The sequence below is a fragment of the Bradyrhizobium sp. USDA 4501 genome (assembly GCF_054062115.1).
The window spans coordinates 875,259-896,808 of sequence record NZ_JBSSEX010000001.1; the positions used below are offsets into that span (position 1 = coordinate 875,259).

At 64.8% G+C, this 21,550-nt stretch carries 16 protein-coding genes; 3 read left to right on the plus strand and 13 right to left on the minus strand.

Features of this window, described 5'->3' with window-relative positions:
• Positions 1-367 precede the first annotated feature (367 nt).
• The 5 genes from ACVWZM_RS04265 to ACVWZM_RS04285 all read right to left on the minus strand — a co-directional run bounded on the left by ACVWZM_RS04265 (position 368) and on the right by ACVWZM_RS04285 (position 8,991).
• Entirely contained in the window at positions 368-1,639 is a 1,272-nt protein-coding gene (locus ACVWZM_RS04265; RefSeq protein ID WP_076833253.1) for a calcium-binding protein, read from the minus strand.
• Positions 1,640-2,307: 668 nt separating this feature from the next.
• The gene (locus tag ACVWZM_RS04270) at positions 2,308-3,462 is read right to left on the minus strand and encodes a glycosyltransferase (RefSeq protein WP_057020227.1); all 1,155 of its coding nucleotides are present in this window, start codon (positions 3,460-3,462) and stop codon (positions 2,308-2,310) included.
• The gene (locus ACVWZM_RS04275; RefSeq protein ID WP_456852078.1) at positions 3,459-5,447 is read right to left on the minus strand and encodes an alginate lyase family protein; all 1,989 of its coding nucleotides are present in this window, start codon (positions 5,445-5,447) and stop codon (positions 3,459-3,461) included. Before ACVWZM_RS04275 ends, ACVWZM_RS04270 begins: the two co-directional genes overlap by 4 nt.
• Before the next feature lies 1 nt (position 5,448).
• Entirely contained in the window at positions 5,449-7,629 is a 2,181-nt protein-coding gene (locus ACVWZM_RS04280; protein WP_456852080.1) for a bi-domain-containing oxidoreductase, read from the minus strand.
• Between the two features lie 111 nt (positions 7,630-7,740).
• Positions 7,741-8,991, minus strand: coding sequence for a glycosyl hydrolase (locus ACVWZM_RS04285; RefSeq protein WP_456852082.1), 1,251 nt, complete (start codon positions 8,989-8,991; stop codon positions 7,741-7,743).
• Positions 8,992-9,108: 117 nt separating this feature from the next.
• Between ACVWZM_RS04285 and ACVWZM_RS04290 the strand changes: the two genes are divergently transcribed.
• From ACVWZM_RS04290 to ACVWZM_RS04300, 3 genes are all read left to right on the plus strand, one after another.
• On the plus strand, positions 9,109-10,413 hold the full coding sequence (locus ACVWZM_RS04290; protein WP_456852084.1) for a glycosyltransferase family 4 protein: 1,305 nt from the start codon (positions 9,109-9,111) through the stop codon (positions 10,411-10,413).
• Positions 10,414-10,492: 79 nt separating this feature from the next.
• Positions 10,493-11,803, plus strand: a complete 1,311-nt coding sequence (locus ACVWZM_RS04295) for a nucleotide sugar dehydrogenase (protein WP_456852086.1) — start codon at positions 10,493-10,495, stop codon at positions 11,801-11,803.
• An 8-nt stretch (positions 11,804-11,811) separates the two neighbouring features.
• A complete protein-coding gene (locus tag ACVWZM_RS04300) occupies positions 11,812-12,531 on the plus strand; it encodes a class I SAM-dependent methyltransferase (RefSeq protein ID WP_456852088.1) in 720 nt (239 codons plus the stop codon).
• 21 nt (positions 12,532-12,552) lie between these two features.
• On the opposite strand, the gene ACVWZM_RS04305 is transcribed toward ACVWZM_RS04300, so the two are convergent.
• The 8 genes from ACVWZM_RS04305 to ACVWZM_RS04340 form a co-directional block, all read right to left on the minus strand.
• Entirely contained in the window at positions 12,553-13,224 is a 672-nt protein-coding gene (locus tag ACVWZM_RS04305) for a class I SAM-dependent methyltransferase (RefSeq protein ID WP_456852090.1), read from the minus strand.
• Between the two features lie 85 nt (positions 13,225-13,309).
• Positions 13,310-13,936 carry a class I SAM-dependent methyltransferase gene (locus ACVWZM_RS04310; protein ID WP_057020219.1) on the minus strand — a complete coding sequence of 209 codons (627 nt, stop codon included), beginning with the start codon at positions 13,934-13,936 and terminating at the stop codon, positions 13,310-13,312.
• Positions 13,933-15,252 (minus strand): polysaccharide transporter, encoded by a 1,320-nt coding sequence (locus ACVWZM_RS04315; RefSeq protein ID WP_456852092.1) that lies wholly within the window; start codon positions 15,250-15,252, stop codon positions 13,933-13,935. The genes ACVWZM_RS04310 and ACVWZM_RS04315 overlap by 4 nt, the downstream gene beginning before the upstream one ends.
• Positions 15,249-16,541: an O-antigen ligase family protein gene (locus ACVWZM_RS04320; RefSeq protein WP_456852094.1), complete on the minus strand. Its 1,293-nt coding sequence runs from the start codon at positions 16,539-16,541 to the stop codon at positions 15,249-15,251. Before ACVWZM_RS04320 ends, ACVWZM_RS04315 begins: the two co-directional genes overlap by 4 nt.
• A complete protein-coding gene (locus ACVWZM_RS04325) occupies positions 16,538-17,653 on the minus strand; it encodes a glycosyltransferase family 4 protein (RefSeq protein WP_456852096.1) in 1,116 nt (371 codons plus the stop codon). The genes ACVWZM_RS04320 and ACVWZM_RS04325 overlap by 4 nt, the downstream gene beginning before the upstream one ends.
• A 3-nt stretch (positions 17,654-17,656) precedes the next feature.
• Positions 17,657-18,415 (minus strand): class I SAM-dependent methyltransferase, encoded by a 759-nt coding sequence (locus tag ACVWZM_RS04330; RefSeq protein WP_141340799.1) that lies wholly within the window; start codon positions 18,413-18,415, stop codon positions 17,657-17,659.
• Entirely contained in the window at positions 18,412-19,254 is an 843-nt protein-coding gene (locus ACVWZM_RS04335; RefSeq protein ID WP_456852098.1) for a hypothetical protein, read from the minus strand. The genes ACVWZM_RS04330 and ACVWZM_RS04335 overlap by 4 nt, the downstream gene beginning before the upstream one ends.
• Positions 19,238-21,511 (minus strand): polysaccharide biosynthesis tyrosine autokinase, encoded by a 2,274-nt coding sequence (locus ACVWZM_RS04340; RefSeq protein WP_456852100.1) that lies wholly within the window; start codon positions 21,509-21,511, stop codon positions 19,238-19,240. Before ACVWZM_RS04340 ends, ACVWZM_RS04335 begins: the two co-directional genes overlap by 17 nt.
• Between the last annotated feature and the right edge of the window lie 39 nt (positions 21,512-21,550).

Consider the following 21,550-nt stretch of genomic DNA (forward strand, 5'->3'; position numbering starts at 1 on the left):
GATAGCCATCGGGCGCAGCTCCGTTGTGTCAAGCGAGCGGCACGGCTTTACAAAAGCTACGTGGTCCGAATGTGACGAACTAACTTATAACATCCATTGACGGAAATGCCCCGGGCGGAACTTGTGATTGATTCGATGCATCCGACGCGAATCGGCCGACAAAGTTCCAATCGGAATGCGCGCATGCGCTTCCCCTTGAGGCGAGCCGTCGAACGCATCGCAGGTGCGTCATGATCATCAACGGCGGCGTATTCGATTGTTCAATTTCAATTACCCATTCCTGACGGCCATGCCGGCGATCAAAGAAAAAAAGCGCCGCCTCAACCTCGGTTGGGGCGGCGCTTTCGCTTAGTGCAGACCTAGGATCTTACAGCTTGGTCGAGTTACCATCGTTGAAGATCAGGTATTCGATGTTGCTGATCTGGGTCACCTGACCATTGCTGAAGGTGATGTCCATAGAACCGTTCGATCCAGAGCTGATGTTGCTCACGTCGGTCGAAGCGTGATCCAGGAAGGTCAGGGAGTCCTTGTTGCCGCCACCGCCATCGATGGTGTCGCTGCTGGTGGCGTTGTTCAGGTAGAAGTAGTCCTGACCGGAGCCGCCGACCATCGAAGCCGTACCGGTGTCGGAGCCGACGAACGAGTCCTTGCCGTCGCCGCCGATCAGCGTCTGCGTGCCGGAGCCGGCGACCAGCGTATCGTTGCCGGAACCGCCATGCAGCGTGTCGTTGCCGGCACCGCCATAGAGCGAGTCGTTGCCGGCACCGCCATCGAGCGAGGTCGCGTGCGACGCATCGCTGCCCGAGTAGAGCACGTCCTTGCCGTTGCCGCCGAACTCAGCAGCAGTCTGAGCACCGCCGACAAGGAGGTCATTGCCGTTGCCGCCATGCAGCGTGTCGACCCCGGAGCCGCCATACAGCGAGTCGTTGCCGGCGCCGCCATCCAGGCTGTCGTTGCCCGCACCACCGTACAGCGCATCGTTGCCCTTGCCGCCATCCAGCGTGCTGGAATTGCCGGCGGTGCTGCCGGACACCAGCACGTCCTTGCCGTCACCGCCACTCAACTGCGACGAGCTGCCGCCGTAGAGCGTGTCGTTGCCGGAGCCACCGTTCAGGGTGTCGGCACCGGAGCCGAACAGCAGATCGTTGCCCTTGCCGCCATCCAGCGTGCTGTGACCGGAGACGTTGTCGACCAGCACGTCGTTGCCGGAGCCGGCATCGATCGAGTCGTGACCGGCACCGCCGAAGATCGTGTCGTTGCCGGAGCCGGTGAGAACCGTCGTGTCGCCGGTATTGTTGATGAACACCTGATCGTTGCCGTGGCCGGTCGCGACCAGCACCGGGGTGCTGCCGTTCACCGTCAGCGTGACGTCCTTGTTGGTGTCCTCGATGATCGCCTTCAGGTTGGCGTCAGTGTTAACGGTGTTAATCGGGTTGGTTTCGATCAGAACATTGGCGTTCGGATCCGGGTTGGTGATCCCAGCCCCTTCCTGCACCGGAATCGTCGCGCCGTTATCCGGGCTGGTATATCCGATCCCCGCGTTGATCAGATAGTCAAGAATCTGTTGCTGGGTCGAGTGATCGATCGTTCCGTTGATCGCGTGTTTGAGGTCCGTCTGGTCTAGATTGTAAGTCGCCATCGATGTAGCCCCTGCTTGGGATACGAGGATTCAAGCCGCTCGCCCACACATAAGCTGTTGATTCACAACTGGTTTGTTGCGACGCAACTCAAATGTGGACCCAGGTTACGAACTTGTTAAGTCCATTGTTAAGACCGTTAGGCCGGAGTGTCAATCAGCAATGCGCTGTTAACACCTGGTTCCCTGAGATTTATGCGGGACTTAGCACTACTTCGAATGCACCATAACATTCAACGCACGCCCATCGCCAATGTTAGCCGCGACGCAAAAAAGGGTAGCGATTATACGGGGTTTCACGGGGCCCCCGGATACCGCGGGAGCGCAGAATTTCGCTGATGCCGTGAGCGCTTCGACGCGATTTTCTGATCTGAAAAAAATATTTCTGCATCGCATGAGACGTTTTGCAAAAAAGCGTCAAACTTCGCAGCCGGCGCCCCACCGGCCAGTGTTATAGCGCCCCTTGGCAGCAGTTTGCGGGCTCGATCAAGCGAGATCCACGGAATCACCCGCAGAATCAGCGCCGTTCGACCGCAAGATCAAAAACCTGGCGCGATGCCGCTCAGACACCCTGCTGTAACAAATTAACACCAGATTTGCCGCAATATGTTAGCAACGCCGGCATGGAACCGGCGATGCCCGATCGCGGGCAGAGCGCCGACCTGCGGCGATCATCCCCCGGCGGCCCGCGCGTAGATGGCCTCGAGCAGCCGGCGGTTCTCGTCCGGCGCGTAGCGCTCGAGATAGGCGGCTCGTGCGGCCCGTCCCCATGCGGCGGTCAGTTCGGCGGCGCCGAGAACCTCACTGATCCGATTTCGGAGCGTGGCCGCGTCGCCCGGCGGCACCAGCGCGCCGGTCTTGCCGGCGCTCACCACCTCGGCAAGTCCGCCGATCTCGGAGGCGATGACCGGCGTGCCGCACGCGAAGGCCTCGACCACGACAATCGGAAATCCTTCGTACCATAGCGACGGCACCACCAATGCCCGGGCATTCGCCATTTCCCGCAGCACCTCATCGCGCGAGAGCCCGCCCAGGAAGGTGACATGATCGGAAGCCCGAGCCTCCAACGCAGCACGCTCCGGCCCCTCGCCCACGACGCGCAAGGGCACGCCGGTCCCCGCAACGGCCTCGAGCAGCACGCCGACGCCCTTCTCGCGGCTCAGCCGTCCAACATAGAGTAGCCCGCTGCGCGGCGTGGCTGCATCGGGCGCCCCCGGATCGACCATGAAATTCGGTTTCACGTCGATCCGATCGGCGTCGAAGCCGGCCTGCGTGAACAGGGTTTTGGCGAACTGCGTCAGCGCGATCAGGCGCAGGCCGGGACGCGTCCAGGTGCCACGGCGCTGGTGCTGCGCGATCATGTAGGCCGAGGCGATCGAGCCCGGAAGCGATCCGCGGTAGCAGCGGTGCACGACGCCCCAGAGGTGTCCGCGATCGAGGCACTTGTGGCAGATGCGGCCGTCGCGCAGCAGCATGCCGCCGGTGCAGATGCTGCGATAATTGTGCAGGGTCGCCACCGCGGGCACGCACTTTTGCCGGCAGAGATCGAACACGGCGGGCGACAGCAGCGGGAAGAAATTGTGGACGTGCACAACGTCGGGGCGTAAGCGGTCGATCGCTTCCGCCACGACCCGCTTTCCCTCCGCATTATCGGCGATCGACAGCGTGGTCGTGATGCGCGCGGGGAGCGAATTGATCGCCGCGTTGCTGACCGTGAGCGTTTCAACGCTGTGTCCTGCGGCGCGCAGCAGGTCGACTTCCGCTTCAAACACGACATCCTCGCCGCCGCGTCCCTGATACCTGTTGTGAGCGACCAGGATCTTCATGATCCGGCCGGGTCTGAAAACCAGCGCAGCTCGGTCACCAGGTTTTGCCCGCCCGCGAGCGTACCGCAGCCGATCAAGGTCGTCGCCGGCACCTTGAGATCGAAGGACGGCGAATACCAGCCGGCCGGCATGGTCTCGTCACCCCGATACGGCACCCAGCTGAGGGCCGCCGGCAGATCGAGCTCGCCGCGCCCGCCGGGCCATGCGAGCTGCGCCCTGTGCCCTTCGAGCCTGCATTCGACCTCGGGACCGAGATGCCAGCTGAGGCTCGCCGGCACCGCAAGCGCTTCATCAGCAAGCACGGTATCGGTGACGACGAGCCGCGCCGCCTGACGCTGCAATTGCGCCGAGCGGCGATGCACGACACCTGCTTCGTCGCGATATCCCGAATGCTCCGCGACCCAGCTCGCATCCGCATCGCGATCGTCCAGACCGCTGGCGGCGACAAGCCGGCTCTGCGCATGCCATGTCCAGAGAAACGGCCCGCCCGACACTGACTGGTCGCGCGCGAACAGGCACAGCGTGTTGTGCGCCAGCGTGGAGCGGAAGTAGGCCCGCCATCGCGGATCGCCATGGTAGCAATAGGTGCCGGGGTCGGCGAGGATCTCCACACCGCCGATCCTGCATTCGAGCGACAACGCGTCCGCATGGGCGTGGGCGGCAATGCGGCCGAAGCCATGCGGGCCATGGTCACAGCGGCACCACACCGCGCGGTCGGAATCGATCAGAAAGGTCTGTCCCGCCCCCTCGAGCAGATGCGGGCGGCGCTTGGGCCGCCCGGCGATCGCTCGGGCCTCGATGCCGTCGGTGAGCACAAAGCTGCGCAGATCGGGCTCCGGCGATGTGGGCCACCATGGCAGAGCGCCGAACAGGCGCGCGCCGCTGGCGAGCAAGCCGAGCCAGCGATTGCCGGCGTGATCGTCGAGCAACAGGCCGATGCCGTCGTCGCCATCGCCCTGCCGCGGCGGATGACCGCGATCGTCCAGCATCGCAGCAATGACGTCGCTCATGCGGCACATCGTGGTCCACACCGCATCGCCAAGCGGATGTCCGGAGGACTCGCCCTGCACTGCCGCCGCCAGCAGCAGTTCGAGAACAAAGCCATGATAATCGGTCGCGAGCTCGCTGTTGCTGCCGCAGGCAAGCGTCTGCGCAACGGCTTCGTGCGCCAGTGTGGCGGCCGATTGCTCGCGCCATCGCGCACTGTCCTGGAAGAACGGAAACACGCAAGCCGCCACGAACTGCCCGGCAGCCTCCGCGATGAGGTGGTTGTTGGCCGAGGAGCCACGGCTTGGGAACTGCGACAGCCAGTATTGATGCGCATAAATCTGCGTCAGGAACAGTTCGTTGTCCTCGAACAGCGCGGCAGCGCCGGGCCAGTTCTGCAGCAGCTGGCGCACCCAGGCCCATGAGATCAACCGCACGCCAAGCTCGATGCCGCTGATCCAGTGCGGGCCGCGCGGGAACGGATTTTCGCGCCACCAGCTCACCAGATGCTCGGCCGCGCGCACGGCGTAGCGCTCGTCGGAACTCAGGTAATACGCGGCCGCGAGCACCGTGAGATGGTGATGACGCGACGGCTCCCAGATGTATTTGATGTTTCCGACCGCGGTTTCGTCACGATAGGGAACCGCGAATGCGTGCACGCCGGCCGGCGCCCGCTTGCCGCTTCTGATATCGACGAACCAGTCGGGCCATTCGCCGAGGGCCCCATGATCCCTGGCGAAAATCCGCCAGTGCCCTACGAGAATCCGGTCGGCGCTCTGGATCAGCCGTTCGGCGGCCTGTTGCGGAGCGCTGGCCCGCGAAGGCAGCGGCTTCAGGCGCGGCTGCCGCGGGCCGGCAGCGAGCCTGGCGCCGGCACGCCGCGCGATATCCGGCGGAGTGATCCGCCAGAGCAAATGCAGCACCTGGTCGTTCACCCGCCCCGCAAGCTCGGACGGCTCCATGCGCTGCAGCCTGCGCAGATACCAGGCCGGATTCATCTCACGCCGTCGAGGCGTGCGCGACGCCCTGCTCTGCCGCGCCGGCCGTCAGATCGATCGGCATCCCGGCGGCCGCGCTTTCCTGCACGGCAAGCGTTGCGCGCGTGGTCGCCAGCAGCGAGTCGAGCGCGATCGGCATCGCGGCTCCCGATGCGACCGCTGCGATGAAGGCATCCAGCATCGGCCGCTGGCCCTTGTCGAGCCGCGCTGTCTTCGCCGTGCGCTGTCCGGCGTGCCAGACCTCGAAGCCCGAGAAATTGTCGAAGGCGGCAAAACCCGTGCTTGCCGATATCTCGAGCGCTTCCTTCGGCACCCGCGGATCGCCGCCGGTGAGATAGCTGAGACTCGCGACCGAACCGTCGGCAAAATCGAAGGTGGCGACGAGATTGTCGACGTCCTTGCCCGCCGTGCTCGCGGAGACACGCACCGGCTCGGCGCCGAGCCACCAGCACAACACGTCGATGAAATGGCCGCCCTCGCCGACGAAGCGGCTGCCTTCGCTCTCGGCCTGCAGATACCAGGACGATTTCTCCAGCGGCCCGGCGATGACGCGATATTGCAGGGTCTGCGGTCCTGCCGGCGCGAATGCCGCGCGCATGCCCTGCAGCAGCGGCGAAAAGCGGCGGTTGAAGCCGACCATCAGCCGGCTGTTGCCGGTTTCCCGGATCACCTGCTCCAATCGATCGAGCGAGCTTGTATCGATCGCCAAGGGCTTCTCGACAAACACCGCCTTGCCGGCGCGCAGCGCCTGCGTCGCGAGGTCGGCATGGGAGGCATGGCGCGTTGCGATCAGCACGGCATCGATGTCGTCGGCGCCGAGCACCGAGGCCGCATCCGTCGAGGCACGCGCGAAGCCGAACTTGCGGACTGCCGTGGCGCCGCTCAGGCCGGTATTGGTGGCGACCTCGACGAGATCGACGCGCTGGTTGCTCGCAAGCTGCGGCAACAGCATGCTGGAGGCATAATTGCCGGCGCCGATGACGCCGAGCCGCACCCGGCCGCTGCGCAGGGCAACCGCCGGACGATAGGTCATCTGCATCGCGCGGGGAGCGGCGTCCGGATAGGCGAACACCATGCCGAGACCGACCTCGCCACGGCTCATGCGCTCGAACGCCGACGTCGCCTGCTCCAGCGGCACCGTTTCGGAAATCAGCGAGGAAAAATCGAGCCGCCCGTCGGCGAGCAGCGCGACGATCGCCTCCATATTGCGCTTCTCGGTCCAGCGCACATGACCGATCGGATAATCGATGCCGCCCTCCTCATAGAGCGGATCGTAGCGGCCGGGGCCGTAGGAGCGCGAGAAGCGCACGTCGAGCTCCTTGTCGTAGAATTCGTTCCACGGCAGGTTCAACGTGCATTTGCCGATATCGACAATGCGGCCGCGGTCGCGCAGCAGCGCCGCCGAACGCGACGCGAGATCGGGATCGTCGCTGCCTGCGGTGATGAACACGCAATCGACGCCGTTGCCTGCGGTCAGCTGGTCGATCCGTGCGCGGAATTCGGCCGCGGCATCATCCGATGCGACGGCACAGACCGCGGCGCCAGCAGCCTCCGCCTGCCGGCATCGCGCCTCCAGCCTGTCGAGCCCGACGACCACGACACCGGCGCTGCGCAGCAACCGCACCATGATCTGCCCGATCAGGCCAAGGCCGATCACGCAGGCGGTCTCGCCGAAACGGATCTCCGACTGGCGCATCGCCTGCAGCGCGATCGAGGCGATCGTGGTGAATGCGGCCTGGTCCAGCGCAGCGCTGTCCGGCAGCGGCACGCAGAGGTTCACCGGCACCCAATTATATTCGGCGTGGGTTGCATATTGATTGCCGCCGCAGCAGACACGCTGTCCGACCGAGAAGCCGCCGACGCCCTCGCCCACCTCCACGACGGTGCCCGACAGCGAGTAGCCGAGCGGCGTGTAGGAATCGAGGCGGTTCATCACCTTCTGATAGGTCGCAGCCAACCCCTGCTGACGGACCGAACGCACCACCTTGGCAACCTGGTCAGGTCGCGCGCGCGCCTTGCCGAGCAGCGACAGGCGACCTTCGGTGAACTTCATCATCTCGGTGCCGGTCGACACCGCCGAGAACGCCGTGCGCACCAAAACCCCGCCGGGGCGGCAGCGCGGCGCCGGCACATCGATCAGCTTGAGCTCGCCGCTCTTATAGTTCTGCGCGATCTGCTTCACGGTCGGTCAATCGCCTCAAGTTAACAGCGCTCCTTGTATCGCGCCTGCCGCCCGCAATGAAGCCAGGATCATCGTCATAATTGTCTCATTGCCGGAGACTTAACATTGTTATCATTCCAGCAACAGGACCGGTTTTGGCGAGATCTCGACCTCGCCGTTGGCGACAGGCCCTTCGCCGCCGTCGAGGCCCTGGTAAAGGCTGAAGCGCGGGTCGACCCGATAAACGGACCGGCCTTTGGTGGTCCAGAGGATCAAGCCGTTGCGGCCATCCGGCATGCGAAGCTCGACGCGCCAGGTCGACGGCGACGTCCTGCCTGCCGCCACGACGCTTGCACCGACCAACCAGGACTGGATCGTGCGGTAGGCAATTCCGCTCGGAAGCAGCCCGCGTGCCGGGTCCCATAATTTTCCAAAGTCGCTGCCGCCTCCGGCAAACTCGTACCAATAGAACCGGTCGACGCCGCTGATCCATTTCAGGATGTAGGCGCGCGCCAGACACCCGTCCGGATTGTCCTCATAGGACGACCAGCCGGCCTCGGTGTCCCAGATCGGCCTCGCGGACAGGTCGTGCGCGGCGAGGATTTTCCTGAAGCGCGCAATGATTCCAATCACCGCCTCGGGTTCGCTCGTATAGCCGTGAAAGGCGAACACATCGGCATATTGTCCGCCGCCTTGCGCCATGAAGGCCTGTTGCCAGCGATATCCGTCCGGCGTGCCGTTGGACGGCGGTGTCAGCACGGTCAAGGTGGGATCGCTGGCTTTAATGATCTCGTAGGCCCGCTTCTGCAGCTGGACCATGGTCGCGATATCGCCCGAGTAATATTTGGGATCCTCGGGCTCGTTCCAGATTTCCCAGTATTTGATGCGGCCGGCGGCGCGCGCCACGGCCGCGCGCACCCAGTCGTCCCATGACGCGAGATCGGCCGGCGGTGAGCTTGCACCGGGCGTGAACGCCGGCGGCGCATCCTTCACCGACGCGGCCCAGCGCGGCGTATAGGCGAGATTGAGAACGATCTCGACGTGTTCTCGCTCGGCCGCCGCCAGGATGGCATCGAAGCGCGCCCAATTGTAGATGCCGGGCGCCGGGTTGATCTGTGCCCAGTAGATCGCGCCCCATAGCCGAACGCCGTCGAATTTGAGCTCCGGCCAGGGCTGCGACTTTGGCTGCGACTGCCCGATTGCGTTGATCGTCATGCCGAACAGCGCCGGCGGGATCACCGCATTCACGCGGCTCGCACTCAGCGCATCGCTTGACGTCGAACCATTCCACTGCAGCGGCCATTTGTAGGCCAGCGGCAGCACCGCGCTCAAAACCAGCGCAATCAATGCCCGTTGGCCCCAAACCCTCACTCTGCCTGCCATGTCCCTGTCTCGTCGCCGTCACATCGGTGCCGGGATTGCATAGTGGAAGCCGCGCATGTTAATGCCGATGTTAGTCGGATTGTGATGTTGTTAGGTCAATGGTATAGATCATCTCAGATGTCGAGAGCTGAACCATCACCGCGACGGATCCTGTTCATCGTCGAGAACCTTCCGGTTCCTTTCGATCGCAGGGTGTGGTGCGAAGCAACGTCGCTGCGCAAGGCGGGCTATGAAGTTTCTGTGATCTGCCCGAAGGGCCGCGGCCATGACGAATCCTACGAATGCCTCGAAGGCATTCACATTTATCGCCATCCGATGCCCGTGGAAGCGCGCGGGATCGCCGCCTACCTGATCGAATATCCGGTCGCGCTGTTCTGGGAAACGCTGCTCGCGATCAAGGTGGCGTGGAAGCACGGCTTCGACGTGATCCAGGGCTGCAATCCGCCCGACCTGATCTTCCTGATCGGCCTGTTGTTCAAACTCGGCGGCAAGCGCTTCGTGTTCGATCATCACGACGTCAATCCCGAGCTCTACGAGGCGAAATTCGGCCGCAGGGACTTCTTCTGGCAGCTGCTGCGGCTGGTCGAATATCTCACCTTCAAGACGGCGAGCATCTCGATCGCGACCAACGAATCCTATCGCGAGATCGCGATCACGCGCGGCGGCATGCCGGCCAGCCGGGTTTTCGTGGTGCGGTCCGGCCCCAATCTCGACCGGGTGCGCTCGCCGCCGGCCGATCCGGCCTGGCGTCGTGGCCGGCGCTACAGCGTCGGCTATGTCGGCGTGATCGGCCAATCGGAAGGCATCGATCTTCTGCTGCAGTCGATCGGCCACATCGTGCACGATCTCGGCCGCACCGACATCCAGTTCAACATCGCTGGCACCGGGCCAGAGTGGAATGCCGTGGTCAAGCTCTGCGAGGAGATGCAGCTCTCCGACTACGTGAACTTCACCGGCGCCATCGCGGATGACGCGCTGTTCACGATGCTCTCGACCGCTGACGTCTGCGTCAATCCGGACCGCGTCACGCCGATGAACGACATCTCCACCATGAACAAGATCATGGAATACATGGCGCTCGGACGGCCGATCGTTCAGTTCGACGTTCGCGAAGGCCGCCGCTCGGCGCTCGACGCCTCGCTCTATGCCGCGAAGAACGATCCGAGGAATTTCGCCAGCAAGATCATTACGTTGATCGAAGATCCGGCATTGCGGCAGACGATGGGGGCATTTGGCCGCAACCGCGTCGAGCGCGCGCTCTCGTGGACACATGAGGAGCCGAAGCTGCTCGCGGCCTATGAGGCGTTGTTCGCCGGGAAGGTCCCCGCGCAGAACCGCGCACCGCGCGCGCATGCACCCGCCGAGCGGCCGACCTCGCAACCTTCCAGCGCGAACGCAGCCTCCGGACGGGCATCGTCTTGAACGCGCAGCCACCTCACTCACGTCAAACGCGACGCGGCTGCGGCCACGCCGCACGTCCTGGATTGTTAAAGGTCGAAGCATGAACGTCAGCATTTTCGGCCTCGGCTATGTCGGAACGGTGTGCGCCGCCTGCTTCACCGAGCTCGGCCACCAGATCATCGGCGTCGACAAGAGCGTTGCGAAGGTCGACCTGATCCGCGGAGGCAGGTCGCCGGTCGTCGAGCCGGGCATCTCGGACAAGGTGGCGCGCGCGGTGGCAACCGGTCAGCTGACCGCGACTACCGACGCCACCGAAGCGATCGTCAACAGCGACATATCGATGGTCTGCGTCGGCACACCCTCGTCCGGCAACGGCAACCTCGACCTGACCGCGATCCGACAGGTCGCGATCGAGATCGGCCGCGGACTGCGCGCCAAGAACGCGCCGCACACCGTGACGATCCGCTCCACCGTGCTGCCTGGCACCACCCGCGGCACCGTCGGGCCGCTGATCGAGGAAGCCTCCGGCAACAGGATCGGACGCGATTTCGACCTTGCGTTCAATCCCGAGTTCCTGCGCGAGGGCAGCGCGATTGCGGATTTCAACGCGCCGTCCAAGACCGTGGTCGGCGCTTTCAATCAGGAAACCGCCGACCGCGTCATGGCGCTCTACAAGGACCTGCCGGGCGCCAAGATCACGCCGCCGGTCGAGACCGCGGAACTGGTGAAATATGTCGACAACAGCTGGCATGCGCTCAAGGTCAGCTTTGCCAACGAGATCGGCACGATCGCGAAGACGCTCGGCATCGACGGGCGCGACGTCATGAACATCTTCATGCAGGACACAAGGCTCAACATCTCGCCGGCCTATTTGCGGCCGGGCTTTGCGTTCGGCGGCTCCTGCCTGCCCAAGGACGTCAAGGCGCTGAAACACTTGGCACACAGCCGCGGACTGTCGACGCCGGTGCTCGAGAGCATCCTGCCGAGCAATGACATGATCATGTCGCGCGGCGCCGACTGGATCCTGTCGCATGAGGGCCGCCGCATCGCGTTCCTCGGCGTCAGCTTCAAGGCCGGCACCGACGACGTCCGCGACAGCCCCTTCGTGAGGCTGGTGAAGAGCCTGCGCGGCGAACGGCGCGACATCCGGATCTACGACCCCAATGTGCAGCTCTCGCAACTGATCGGCGCCAACCGGGATTTCCTGATGCGCAATCCGGAGCTGGTCGGCCTGTTGAACGACGACGTGACGGCAACCATCGAGTGGGCCGACATTATTGTGCTGACGACGGCGGATCCGCGCTTCGTTGCGGCGCTGACGGCGACCCGTCCCGACCAGGTCGTGCTCGAACTGTCGGAGATCGGATTGCCCGAGCAGGTGCGCGCCAAAGTGAGCGGCTTCCACTGGTAGGGAATATCATGGCCACCACGGGCCGGATCCGCGAGCGACCCGAAATCCGCTTTCACGACGAGATTTCGTCGGGGTGGGAGACGCTGCATCAGAGCCGCACCTTCAGGGCGCGGACGGCCGCGATGTTCGGCCTGCTCGGGAACGCAGACCTCAATGGGCAGCGCTGGCTCGACGCCGGTTGCGGCACTGGAACGCTGTCCCGCCTGCTCGCCGGGCGCGGCTGCGACGTCACCGGCGTCGACGCCTCATCGGAGATGATTGCGGCGGCTCGCGGCCGCGGCGCCGACGGCACGCTCGCCGCACGGCTCACATTCCAGCAGATTCCGACCATCGCAAGCCTGCCGTTTCCCGATAGATCCTTCGACGGCGCGCTGTGCGCGAGCGTGCTGGAATATGTTCCCGACGTGGCGCAGTGCCTCGCCGAGATGCATCGCGTGCTCATGCCCGGCGGGCTGTTGCTGCTCTCGATCCCAAACCGCGGATCGCTGCTGCGCCGGAGCTACAAGCTCGCGCATGCGGCCTCTTCACGCGTATCGGCGCGGCCGCTGTTTCGCTATCTCGCGTTCTCCAAATTCGACACCTCGCCGGCGGCCATGCAGGGTCTGCTTCGGCAACATGGCCTCACGATGCTGGGGAGCAGCTTTGCCGGCTCCCCGCTGCCGCCGGCGCTCGATCGCCAGCCCGCAGTGGGCACGCTGATCAACATCCTGGCCCGGCGCGACGATTGACGTCGCAGGCGGATAGCTGCCTCAGGCCTTGATCGCCATCAGCGATTTGGTCATGCCGAGATAGCGTTCGCGATAGATCTTCGCGTCCGGAAACGTTTCGGTCATCTCGCGCCAGTCGAACAGATGCCAGTCGGGCGCGGTGCGCTTGAACCAGAAGCGATTGAATCGCTCGATCAGCGCGATCTGCAGCCGCCTCGGCAGCAAGACGATGATGCCCGGCAGCCAGGTATGGCTTTCGATCGGAAAGTACCGGTACGGCGTCTGCACGTAGAAGGACTTTGCGACCCGCGAGATCTCGCCCGCAAAACGGTTCTGATGCGCGCGCGCGATGCTCTGAAACGCCGCTTCGTCCTCGATCGTCACGACATCCTGCTTCGGCCCGGTGACATGTTCGATCACCGACGAGCAGAAGCAGAAGTCGAACGCCTGATCGTCGAACGGCAGGCGCTCGGTCTCCCGGAGCAGGACCGTCTTGAATCCAAAGTGCTCGCGCGCGGCCTTCAAATCATCGGCAGATATGTCGCAGACCGTGATGTCGGTATGGCGCGGCAGGATCGCGCGAATGTGGCGGCCGGTGCCGCCGCCAAGATCGAGGATTTTCGCATCAAGCGGCAGGTTCACGGTGCGAACGAGGAATTCGCCGCGCCGCTGGCGCGCTGCATTGGAAAATCGGGCTTGAATCGCACCCAGCAAGGTCAGTCTCCTGCTACCGGTCGGTCCGGTCTAGCACGGCATGCGCGATCCCTCACGCTACGATGCATCGATTTTCCTGTCGCGCTCACTTGATGGCCTCGAAGAAGATCGACTCGTCCGGCCGGTTGTCGAGCCGGTCGATGTCGGGACAGACCCCCTCGCGATAGGCACGGGTGTAGGTTTCCGAACAGCCGGCGTTGCGGAATAGCGCGGCGAGCGAGGCGCGGGTAAAGCCCCAGTGATGCGCGAAGGCGGCCTCCTTGCGGCGATCGATCTCGAAAACGCCCTTGAGGAAAGCCAGCGGCGCCGCCGGATCGTAGAGCGCGACGATCCGCTCCATGTCGGGGACGACGATGCGACATACCCCGCCAGGCGCCAGCACCCGCGCGATCTCGCGCGCCAGCCGCTCGACCTCGTCGGGAAACAGGTGCTCGAAGACGTGCGCGCTGAACACCGCCGAGAGGCTGCGATCCGCGAACGGCAGCGGCTTGGTCAGGTTCATGTGGCGCAGTCCGGCAAACTTGCCTTGGCGATGCTCGGCATAGCGGGCATCGCTCAGCATGCCGGCGAGATGTAGCGCTTTCGCCGCGAACGGCACCCGCGCGATCCACAGGTGCATCGTGATGTCGGTATTGATCCAGCCGTCGATGCCGCAATTGAAGGCGCCGATATGCAGCTTTTCGAGCGAGCCGCCGCGCGCGTCGTCGGTCATGTCCGCTCCCGCGCCGAATTGGTCAGCACAACCGTGATCACCGACGCCGCGCTGGAGGCCACCATCGCCGCAACCGCGCCCATCACCTGCCAGGCCTCGGCTGCGAACGGCAGGACGCAGCACAGCGCGACGAGGCCGGCAATCCGGCTCAGCATGAACCGCTGCGGCTTGCCGGTCGCAAACAGCGGCAGAGCGAGGCCGAGCCACACCGCGTCGAGCGCCATCGCAGCGCCCATCAAGGCGAGGCTGCCGGTACCGATCTCATAGCTCTGTCCGTGGATGACAAGCGCCAGAATGCGCTGGCCGAGCAGCACGACCGCCGCCCCATAGGCCGCGGCGATCGATCCGAGCAACACGGCATTTTCGCGCGCGGCAGCGGCGACCGCGCTGCGCCGGCCGGCGCGCAGTTCGGCCGCGATTTCCGGCAGGCGAACCGAGAACATCGTCGCGCAAAATTGGCTGAGCGGTGCGAACACCAACAGCAGGATTCGCAGCGACGCGCTCGCGTCCAGCCCGATCAGGAAGCCGCAGACCGGGATCAGCCCGATGCTGCCGATCCAGTAGGTGAGCGAGGTCGCGACGAACCAGCGCCCGTTCCGAAACAGCCGCCGCAGCGAGCCGCGGAAGATTCTGGCTTGCGGCCAGGCCAGCTCGCGGGTGTGGGCCAGCAGCAGGCTGCCGGCGAGCGCGGCCGAGATCGCGATACACGCCATCGCCGCGGCGGCGCCGGCGAGCTTGAGCGCGATCATCAGCCCGGCCGAGACGACCAGCGCCACGCAGTAGGTCAGCGAGGACGCCAGTGCGCGCGGCAATCTGCCGTCGAGATAGCAGATCCGGCGGAACATGCTCTGCAGGCGAACCGCCGGGATCGCAAGCCCGGTTGCGATCACGAGCCCGCCGGCGTCCCCGCCGACGGCTGCGATCACAAGCCCCGCACCCACCAGCAGCAGGCCGAGCGCACCCGAGACGAGCAGCGACGACAGATAGAGGCCGAGCCGCAGCTGCGGCCATAGCGACTTCGGGATGCGATGCGCGGTCGCCGGCAGCCCGTCGTCGAACAGGCCGCGCAGAAACACCGCCTCGATCAGGATCGAGAATGCCCAGGCGACGCTGAACCTGCCGAATGAATTGATGTCGAGCACGTTGGCGAGCACGATCGTCAGCACGAAGGCAGACCCGCTCAGCAGCGCCTGATCGATCAGGCCAAGCGCGACATTGCCCCCGGCATGCCGCAGCCGGCGAAGCAATCCGCTCATGGCACCGGCGACCCGGGTCTGAGCCGCCACCCGGTCCAGCCTGTCGGTCAACGCACTCACGCCTCACTCACCCGCAATTTGTTGAATGTCCGCCGCGGCGCCATCTGCAGCCTGGCCTCCGGGCCGAAATAGCACCAGAACACCAGCACGCAGCCGAAATAATTGTGCAGCAGCTGGCTGGAGTCATTGGCCGACGCGATCACGACGAACAGCAGCATCGCGAATGGTGCCATGCAGTACATCCCTCTCCGCTCGAACGCGAAGACGATGCTGTTCCACAATGCGCGCGCCAGCAGCAGCATATAGAGCGCACCGCCGAGCAGGCCGAACTGGAGAAAGGCGTCAAGATAGGAATTCTCGAACGAGCCGAACTCGGTATTCCACGGCGCCATGCTCGTCAGCTCGTTCACCGGCGAATTCGGCAGTTCGTTGAAGAATCCCGAAAACCCGTAGCCGAGCCAGGGGTGCTGCCAGAAGAAGTGCGGCCAGACCGACCAGAGGAACGAGCGGCCGGTCAGGTTTCCGCTGCGGCCCACCAGCCCGTACAACTCGTCGCTCGGCAGGGCGAACACGACAAGCGCAACAAGAGCGAGGCCAAGCCAATAGATCGAGGCAGCCCCCCTGTGCCCGAGCACCACGAGCACGAGCCCGAAGGTCACGGCAAGCGCCGTCAACATGCTGATCAGCGGACCTGCGGCGCCGGCCGCGGCGAGCGCAAAAAGATGACATCCCATCAGCAGCAGCGTCCAGCCGAACTGGCGGCGCGGTCCTGCCAGCATGCGCACGAAGCAGATCAGCACCATGAGACCGAAGAATGCGCCCGCGAGGTTCTTGTGACCGAACACGCCGGCATAGGCCTGGGTTCCGAGCACCGTCGGCCGATGCAGCGGGTCGTAATCCCATTGCGAGCCGATCACCGGAAACAGCAGGACGTGAACGATCAGCACCACGATCCCGATCCGGAACAGCGCATCGACGAGACGATCGACCGGGCAGCTGATCACGACCCACGCCGAGAACATCGTGGTCAACAGATACATCGCGAACTTGATCGACGAGCCGGCGGGGTCGGCGCTCAGCGCCAGTGATACCAGGGCGAAGGCGATGAACGTCAGATAGAGATGCGACTGCAGCATCAGCAGGCCGAAGCGCTTCCGATCGATTGCAATGTGCAGCACCAGGAGGATGTAGAGCAGCAGCCAGGCGCCGCGGAACAGCGTGGATTCCCCGGCCCTTTCCGCGAACGAGATGCCCTCGATGAAATTGAACAGGAAATAGATGCAGCCGAGCACCATCACCAGATAGGCGTGCAGAAAGACATCGGTTCGCAGCCACCATCTGCCAATCATTGCACGGTCTCCTGCCGGGCCGGAGCCCTCAAGAGATGATCGACCGCGGCCGCAAAACGCGCCGCGGCGTCGGCAAGCGCATCGCGTCGCACGCTCTGCCGCGCCTGCCGCGACATCGCCTCCCAGCGCGCGGGATGTTCGAGCAAGCTGCGCGCCGCGTCGACCCAAACCTGTTCATCGAGCGCGCAAACATAGCCGTTATCTCGGTCGCAAACCAACTCGCCGCCTGCCCCGACATGGGGCGATACCAGGCAGGGAACCCCGCACTGCAGGGCCTCGTTGCACACCAGGCCCCACGGTTCTAGCAGTGAAGGCAGCAGCAACAGCCGCGACTGCAGAAAAGCGTCCGATATCGCCTGCCACGGCAGATAGCGGTCGTGGCTGACATCAATGCCGGCACCGCCGAGCCGCGCCAGCATGCGCCGCTCGGCTGCACCCGACCCGACCACGCGCACCTTCAGTCCGGGCACGATCCGGCCAAGCGCGATCGCGACGTTCTCGAAGAAGATCGCGTTCTTGGCGTCGTCATTGAGGCGGGCGCACCAGAGCAGATGAAATGGACGGTCGTCGAATGCCGGCACAATCGCCGGCGGATCCCATGCCGGCACCAACGGCACCACGAACAGATCGTCGGCGCGAACGCCTTCGCCGCGGAAATACGCCCTGCCCTTGTCGCTGCAACACACCACTGCGTCGCACTGGCGCAGCAGCCAGGGTCGCGCCAGACGGTGATAGGCGGTGTTGGGCATCGTCTCGCGCCAGCCGTCGATCGTCAGCGCGAGCGCCTTGCCGTTGGCGCGCGCCCATGCCGCGCCCGCCAGCATCGAGGGATAAAGACCGTTCACGAACAGCAGGTCGGGCGCGAGCGCATTCAAGGCGCGCCCGACCCCGATATTGACATGGGTGTGACGCGACCGCGACAGCGGAATCGATACACCCGGCACCGTGCGCGTGATGTAGCGCGTCGTGAACGAGCCGGCCCAGGAGCGATCGGCCTCCTGCTGTGTACAGGACAGCACGGCGAGATCCAGCCCGCGGCTGGCCAGCTCGTTGTAGAGACGGTTGGTGTAGGGTGTGATCATGTTGTTGAAGACGACCACGCGCGGCGCCATGGCTTACCGGTCCCGCGGCAGCGCCTGCGCCTCGTCACGCCGGCAGAGCGCCCCGCAATGATAGGTCGCAAGCCTGGTCGCGAACGCCGGGCCGACCGACAACAGCGACTTCCGCACAATGCTTTTGGCGAGCCCCTTCACCCGCGACGAATGGAACGCATGAACCGGCAGGCTGTGATCATAGGTGCCGAAGCCGGTGACGCGGAGCCCGGCCGTCTCCAGCACCAGGCGGAACGTGTCGGGCGTGTAGAAATTGATATGGCCGATGTCGAGCGTCGATTGCAACGCCCGGCGATTGGTCCGCGCGTGCAGCTCGCACGGCACCTCGACATAGACAAAGGTCCGCGCGACCCGGGCGAGCTCGTGCAGGAATGCGCGCGGTTCGGGCACGTGCTCCAGGACGTGGCTGGCATAGACGAGGTCGAACGATCCGTCGGCGAACGGGATCGTCACGCCGTCATAGCTGGACCAGCGGAACGGAGCCGAAGCGGCGCCGTCGATCTCCAGATTGGTCGCGGGATCGATCACGTCGATGCCGGTGAAGTCGCGGCCGACGCCGATCGCCGACAGCCGCGCCAGCACGGCGCCGGTGCCGCAGCCGACCTCGAGCACATTGCCGACCTTCGCGGCGGCTGCGCCGAGCAAGCCGGCGATATGATCGGCCTTGTCGACCGCGCAGACGCGGCGCCAGTCGCGCTCCTGCGCCGAATAGACGCCCTCATAATGCGCGTTGTGCTGTCCGATGCAAAATTCCATCGTCATGGCCTAGCGCTCGCCTCCGGCGGCATTCGGGCAGGCTCGTCGAGGCGGTCGTTCGATTTGTGCTCCCAATTGCGCCGCTCCGCCGGCGAGCGGCGGTCGACATCGTACCCGATGTCAGCCATGGTGCGGGTCAGGATATCGACGTTACGTTGCGGGACAGCTGCGAGGCCAGCGAGCAACTTGTCGCGGTGCGCCCAGCCCGGTCCCTTCAGGAGATCGATTGCCTCGGTGTACAGTTCGGTCTTCACGAGACGCGCGAACTCGGCAATCACGTCGGACGAAAGGTCAGGCGGCAGCGCGTCGAACATTGCGAGCGCCATCGCGCTGCGCTTGACCACGATCCAGCCCTCGTTGGGTCCGAGCCGGTACGACATCCGCAGCAGGTCGAAATTGGCGTCGCTCAAGCCCTGCCGTATATTGCGAAGCCAGAACAGCACGAGCCAGAGATAGGGATCGGCCGGCGCGCAGCCGAGCGATTTGCGGACAGCTTCGTCAAGCTCGCCCATCCGGGCGTCGACCTGCTCGCCGGATGCGAGCGCGTTCTCGGCGAGCCGCAGCCGGATCACCGCCGCGCTGCGATCGATGGGCGGCATGCAATCCTTCTCCGCCACGGCGCGCGACAGCAGCAGACCGAGGTCATCGAGCTCGGCGTCGCTGACCGGTTCGTTGCGAAGGATCAGGTCCTTTGCGCCGTCGAGTCGGGTCTGGTCGACAAAGTCCGGCAAGGTGGTCGTGCCCCAGGCGACGGACGAGCACGCGACCGCGGCCAGCAAGCCGCGCGCAAGCCAGGCGGCTGCGCGCCCGGGCAACCCGCCGTGCGTCTCACTCGGTGTAGCCATATCGCCCATAGTGCGAGTTGTAATAGTAGTTCTTGCCGCCATAGCCGCTATAGCGGCTCATCGCGGCGATATCGGCCTTGTTGAGCACGACGCCGAGCAGGTTCTCGTTGACCGCTCGCGCACTGCGCAGCGCACGCTCGACCACCTGCACCTGGGTCTTGCCCCATTCCACGATGAAGACGAAGGAATCGACGAAGTGGGCGGTGATGCGGACATCGACCACCGGCGTGAGCGGCGGGAAATCGACGATCACGTAGTCATAATGGCTGCGGGCCCCGTCGATGAAATCCCTCATCTGGTCGGAGGCCAGCACTTCGTGCGAATGGGCGATGCGCGATCGCGTGGCGCCAGGCAGGAAGGCGAGGCCGGTCTCGGGATCGCGCCAGAGCGTGTCCTGCAAGGTCGCATTGTTCGACAGCACGTCGAGGATGCCGCGCTCGGCAGTCGCGGCGACCTTGCGGCTGAGCGATGGATTGCGCAGATCGCAATCGATCAGGAGCACGCGGGCCCCGCTCTGGGCAACCAGTTGCGCAAACACGAAGGCCAGCGTCGACTTGCCCTCGTTGGGCAATGCCGAGGTCAGCCCGAGGATCTTTGACGGCTTGGTGACGTTGAGGTCGGCATTGACCTTGATCGAGCGGATCGCTTCCGAGAACCGCGAGAATGGCGAATCGATCGCCGCCCACAGCACCGGCTCGTCGCCGCGCCGGATCGTGCGCGGACCGATCGGCAGACTGGGACGACCGGCGACCGGCGCCTTGATCTGGCCCGGCGAGACGCGGGGAACGATGGCGACGCAGTCGGCCTCGAGGATCGTCTCGACCATTTCAGCGGTGCGGAACACCCGGTCATAGAGGTCGCGCAACACGCCGAGCCCGAGCCCGGCGATCAGGCCGCCGAGCGCCGAGAGCGCGAGCACGACCAAGGTTTGCGGATGGCTCTTGCTGAGCGGACGCGACGCACGGGTGATCACCCGCGCCTCGCTGACCGGGAACGACTGCTGCTGCACGTTTTCCATGTAGCGCTGCAGGAAATTGTCGTAGAGCGAGCGATAGGTCTGCGCCGAGCTCTCGAGCTCGCGCAGCGTGACCTGCGCCTGGTTGGTCGACTGCGACTGCGACACCGAGTCGTTCACGGCGCGCTCGATCTCGTTCTGGCGCTGCTGGGCGATCGCATAGTCGCTCTTGTAGCTTTCGGCGAGCCGCTTCAGTTCATCGATGATCGACGACTGGATCTCGCGCATCTGGTTGCGCAGGTTGACGGCGGCCAAATGATTGTAGCCGTAGCGCGACGACCAGTCGGCCTCGCGGTTGGCAAGCTCGAGATATTGCGAGCGCAGCTTGGTGATGACCTGGTTGTTCAGCGTATCGGCCACCGTCGCATCGGGGACGCCTCCCTTCACCACCGCCTCGATGCGGTCGAGCTTGGCCTTGGCGTCGGTGACCTGCGACTTCACCTGGAGCAGCTGGGTGTTGAGCTCGCCGAGCTGCTGCTCGTTGAGCAGCTTGCCGCTGGAGGTGACGATGTTGTTGGTCTTCTTGTAGTCGAGCACCGCGCGCTCGGCGTTGGATGCCTGCGTGCGCAGCTCCTGGATGCGGTCCTGCAGCCAGACACTGGCGCGGCGCGTCGCCTGATATTTGGAATCGAGCTGATCGACGATATAGGCGTCGGCAACGGCGTTCGCGATCTGCGCCGCACGCTCGGGATCGAGCGAGCGGAAGCTGACCTCGATCACATAGGTCATGCCGCGGCGGCGGACGTCGAGCTGCTTCTGGAACGTGCGGACCGCGCGCCGGGTCCGGTCGAATTCGGTGGGCGGCGCCCCGCCGGCGAGCAGGCCGGACACGAAATCGAGCACGGCTCCTACCGCGCCGGCCCTGGAGCCGACGAATTCCGGATCCTCGTTGAGCTTGAGGTCGCGGATCACCGCGAGCGCCACATTCTCCGACTTCAGGATTTCGACCTGGCTCTCGACCGCGGCGGAATCGACGGGGGCCTCGCTCACCGGCGATTGCTGCTGGAAGGCCTGGAATTTGCGCGTGTCGATGATCATCGTGGCAAGCGCCGTATAGCTCGGCGCCGCCGTCGCCAGATAGCAGATGCCGCCGAACAGGCAGAGCGCGGCGGTCCCGAGGATGACCCAATATTGCCGGAGCAGATAGGTGACGAAGGCGTCAAAGGTTTCCGCCAGCGACGGCAATTCAGCCGGACGATTTCTCAGATCGACAGACGGCGAAATCTGGTTGCGCTGAAGCATCTCGTCCTATCGCCGCGCCGGCAGGATGGATCCTGCCCT

Excerpts from the sequence above, each read along its gene's own strand:
- ACVWZM_RS04265 (WP_076833253.1), bottom strand. The coding sequence starts at position 1,639 with ATGGCGACTTACAATCTAGACCAGACGGACCTCAAACACGCGATCAAC.
- ACVWZM_RS04270 (WP_057020227.1), bottom strand. The coding sequence starts at position 3,462 with ATGAAGATCCTGGTCGCTCACAACAGGTATCAGGGACGCGGCGGCGAG.
- ACVWZM_RS04275 (WP_456852078.1), bottom strand. The coding sequence starts at position 5,447 with ATGAATCCGGCCTGGTATCTGCGCAGGCTGCAGCGCATGGAGCCGTCC.
- ACVWZM_RS04285 (WP_456852082.1), bottom strand. The coding sequence starts at position 8,991 with ATGGCAGGCAGAGTGAGGGTTTGGGGCCAACGGGCATTGATTGCGCTG.
- ACVWZM_RS04290 (WP_456852084.1), top strand. The coding sequence starts at position 9,109 with ATGTCGAGAGCTGAACCATCACCGCGACGGATCCTGTTCATCGTCGAG.
- ACVWZM_RS04295 (WP_456852086.1), top strand. The coding sequence starts at position 10,493 with ATGAACGTCAGCATTTTCGGCCTCGGCTATGTCGGAACGGTGTGCGCC.
- ACVWZM_RS04300 (WP_456852088.1), top strand. The coding sequence starts at position 11,812 with ATGGCCACCACGGGCCGGATCCGCGAGCGACCCGAAATCCGCTTTCAC.
- ACVWZM_RS04310 (WP_057020219.1), bottom strand. The coding sequence starts at position 13,936 with ATGACCGACGACGCGCGCGGCGGCTCGCTCGAAAAGCTGCATATCGGC.
- ACVWZM_RS04320 (WP_456852094.1), bottom strand. The coding sequence starts at position 16,541 with ATGATTGGCAGATGGTGGCTGCGAACCGATGTCTTTCTGCACGCCTAT.
- ACVWZM_RS04325 (WP_456852096.1), bottom strand. The coding sequence starts at position 17,653 with ATGGCGCCGCGCGTGGTCGTCTTCAACAACATGATCACACCCTACACC.
- ACVWZM_RS04330 (WP_141340799.1), bottom strand. The coding sequence starts at position 18,415 with ATGACGATGGAATTTTGCATCGGACAGCACAACGCGCATTATGAGGGC.
- ACVWZM_RS04335 (WP_456852098.1), bottom strand. The coding sequence starts at position 19,254 with ATGGCTACACCGAGTGAGACGCACGGCGGGTTGCCCGGGCGCGCAGCC.
- ACVWZM_RS04340 (WP_456852100.1), bottom strand. The coding sequence starts at position 21,511 with ATGCTTCAGCGCAACCAGATTTCGCCGTCTGTCGATCTGAGAAATCGT.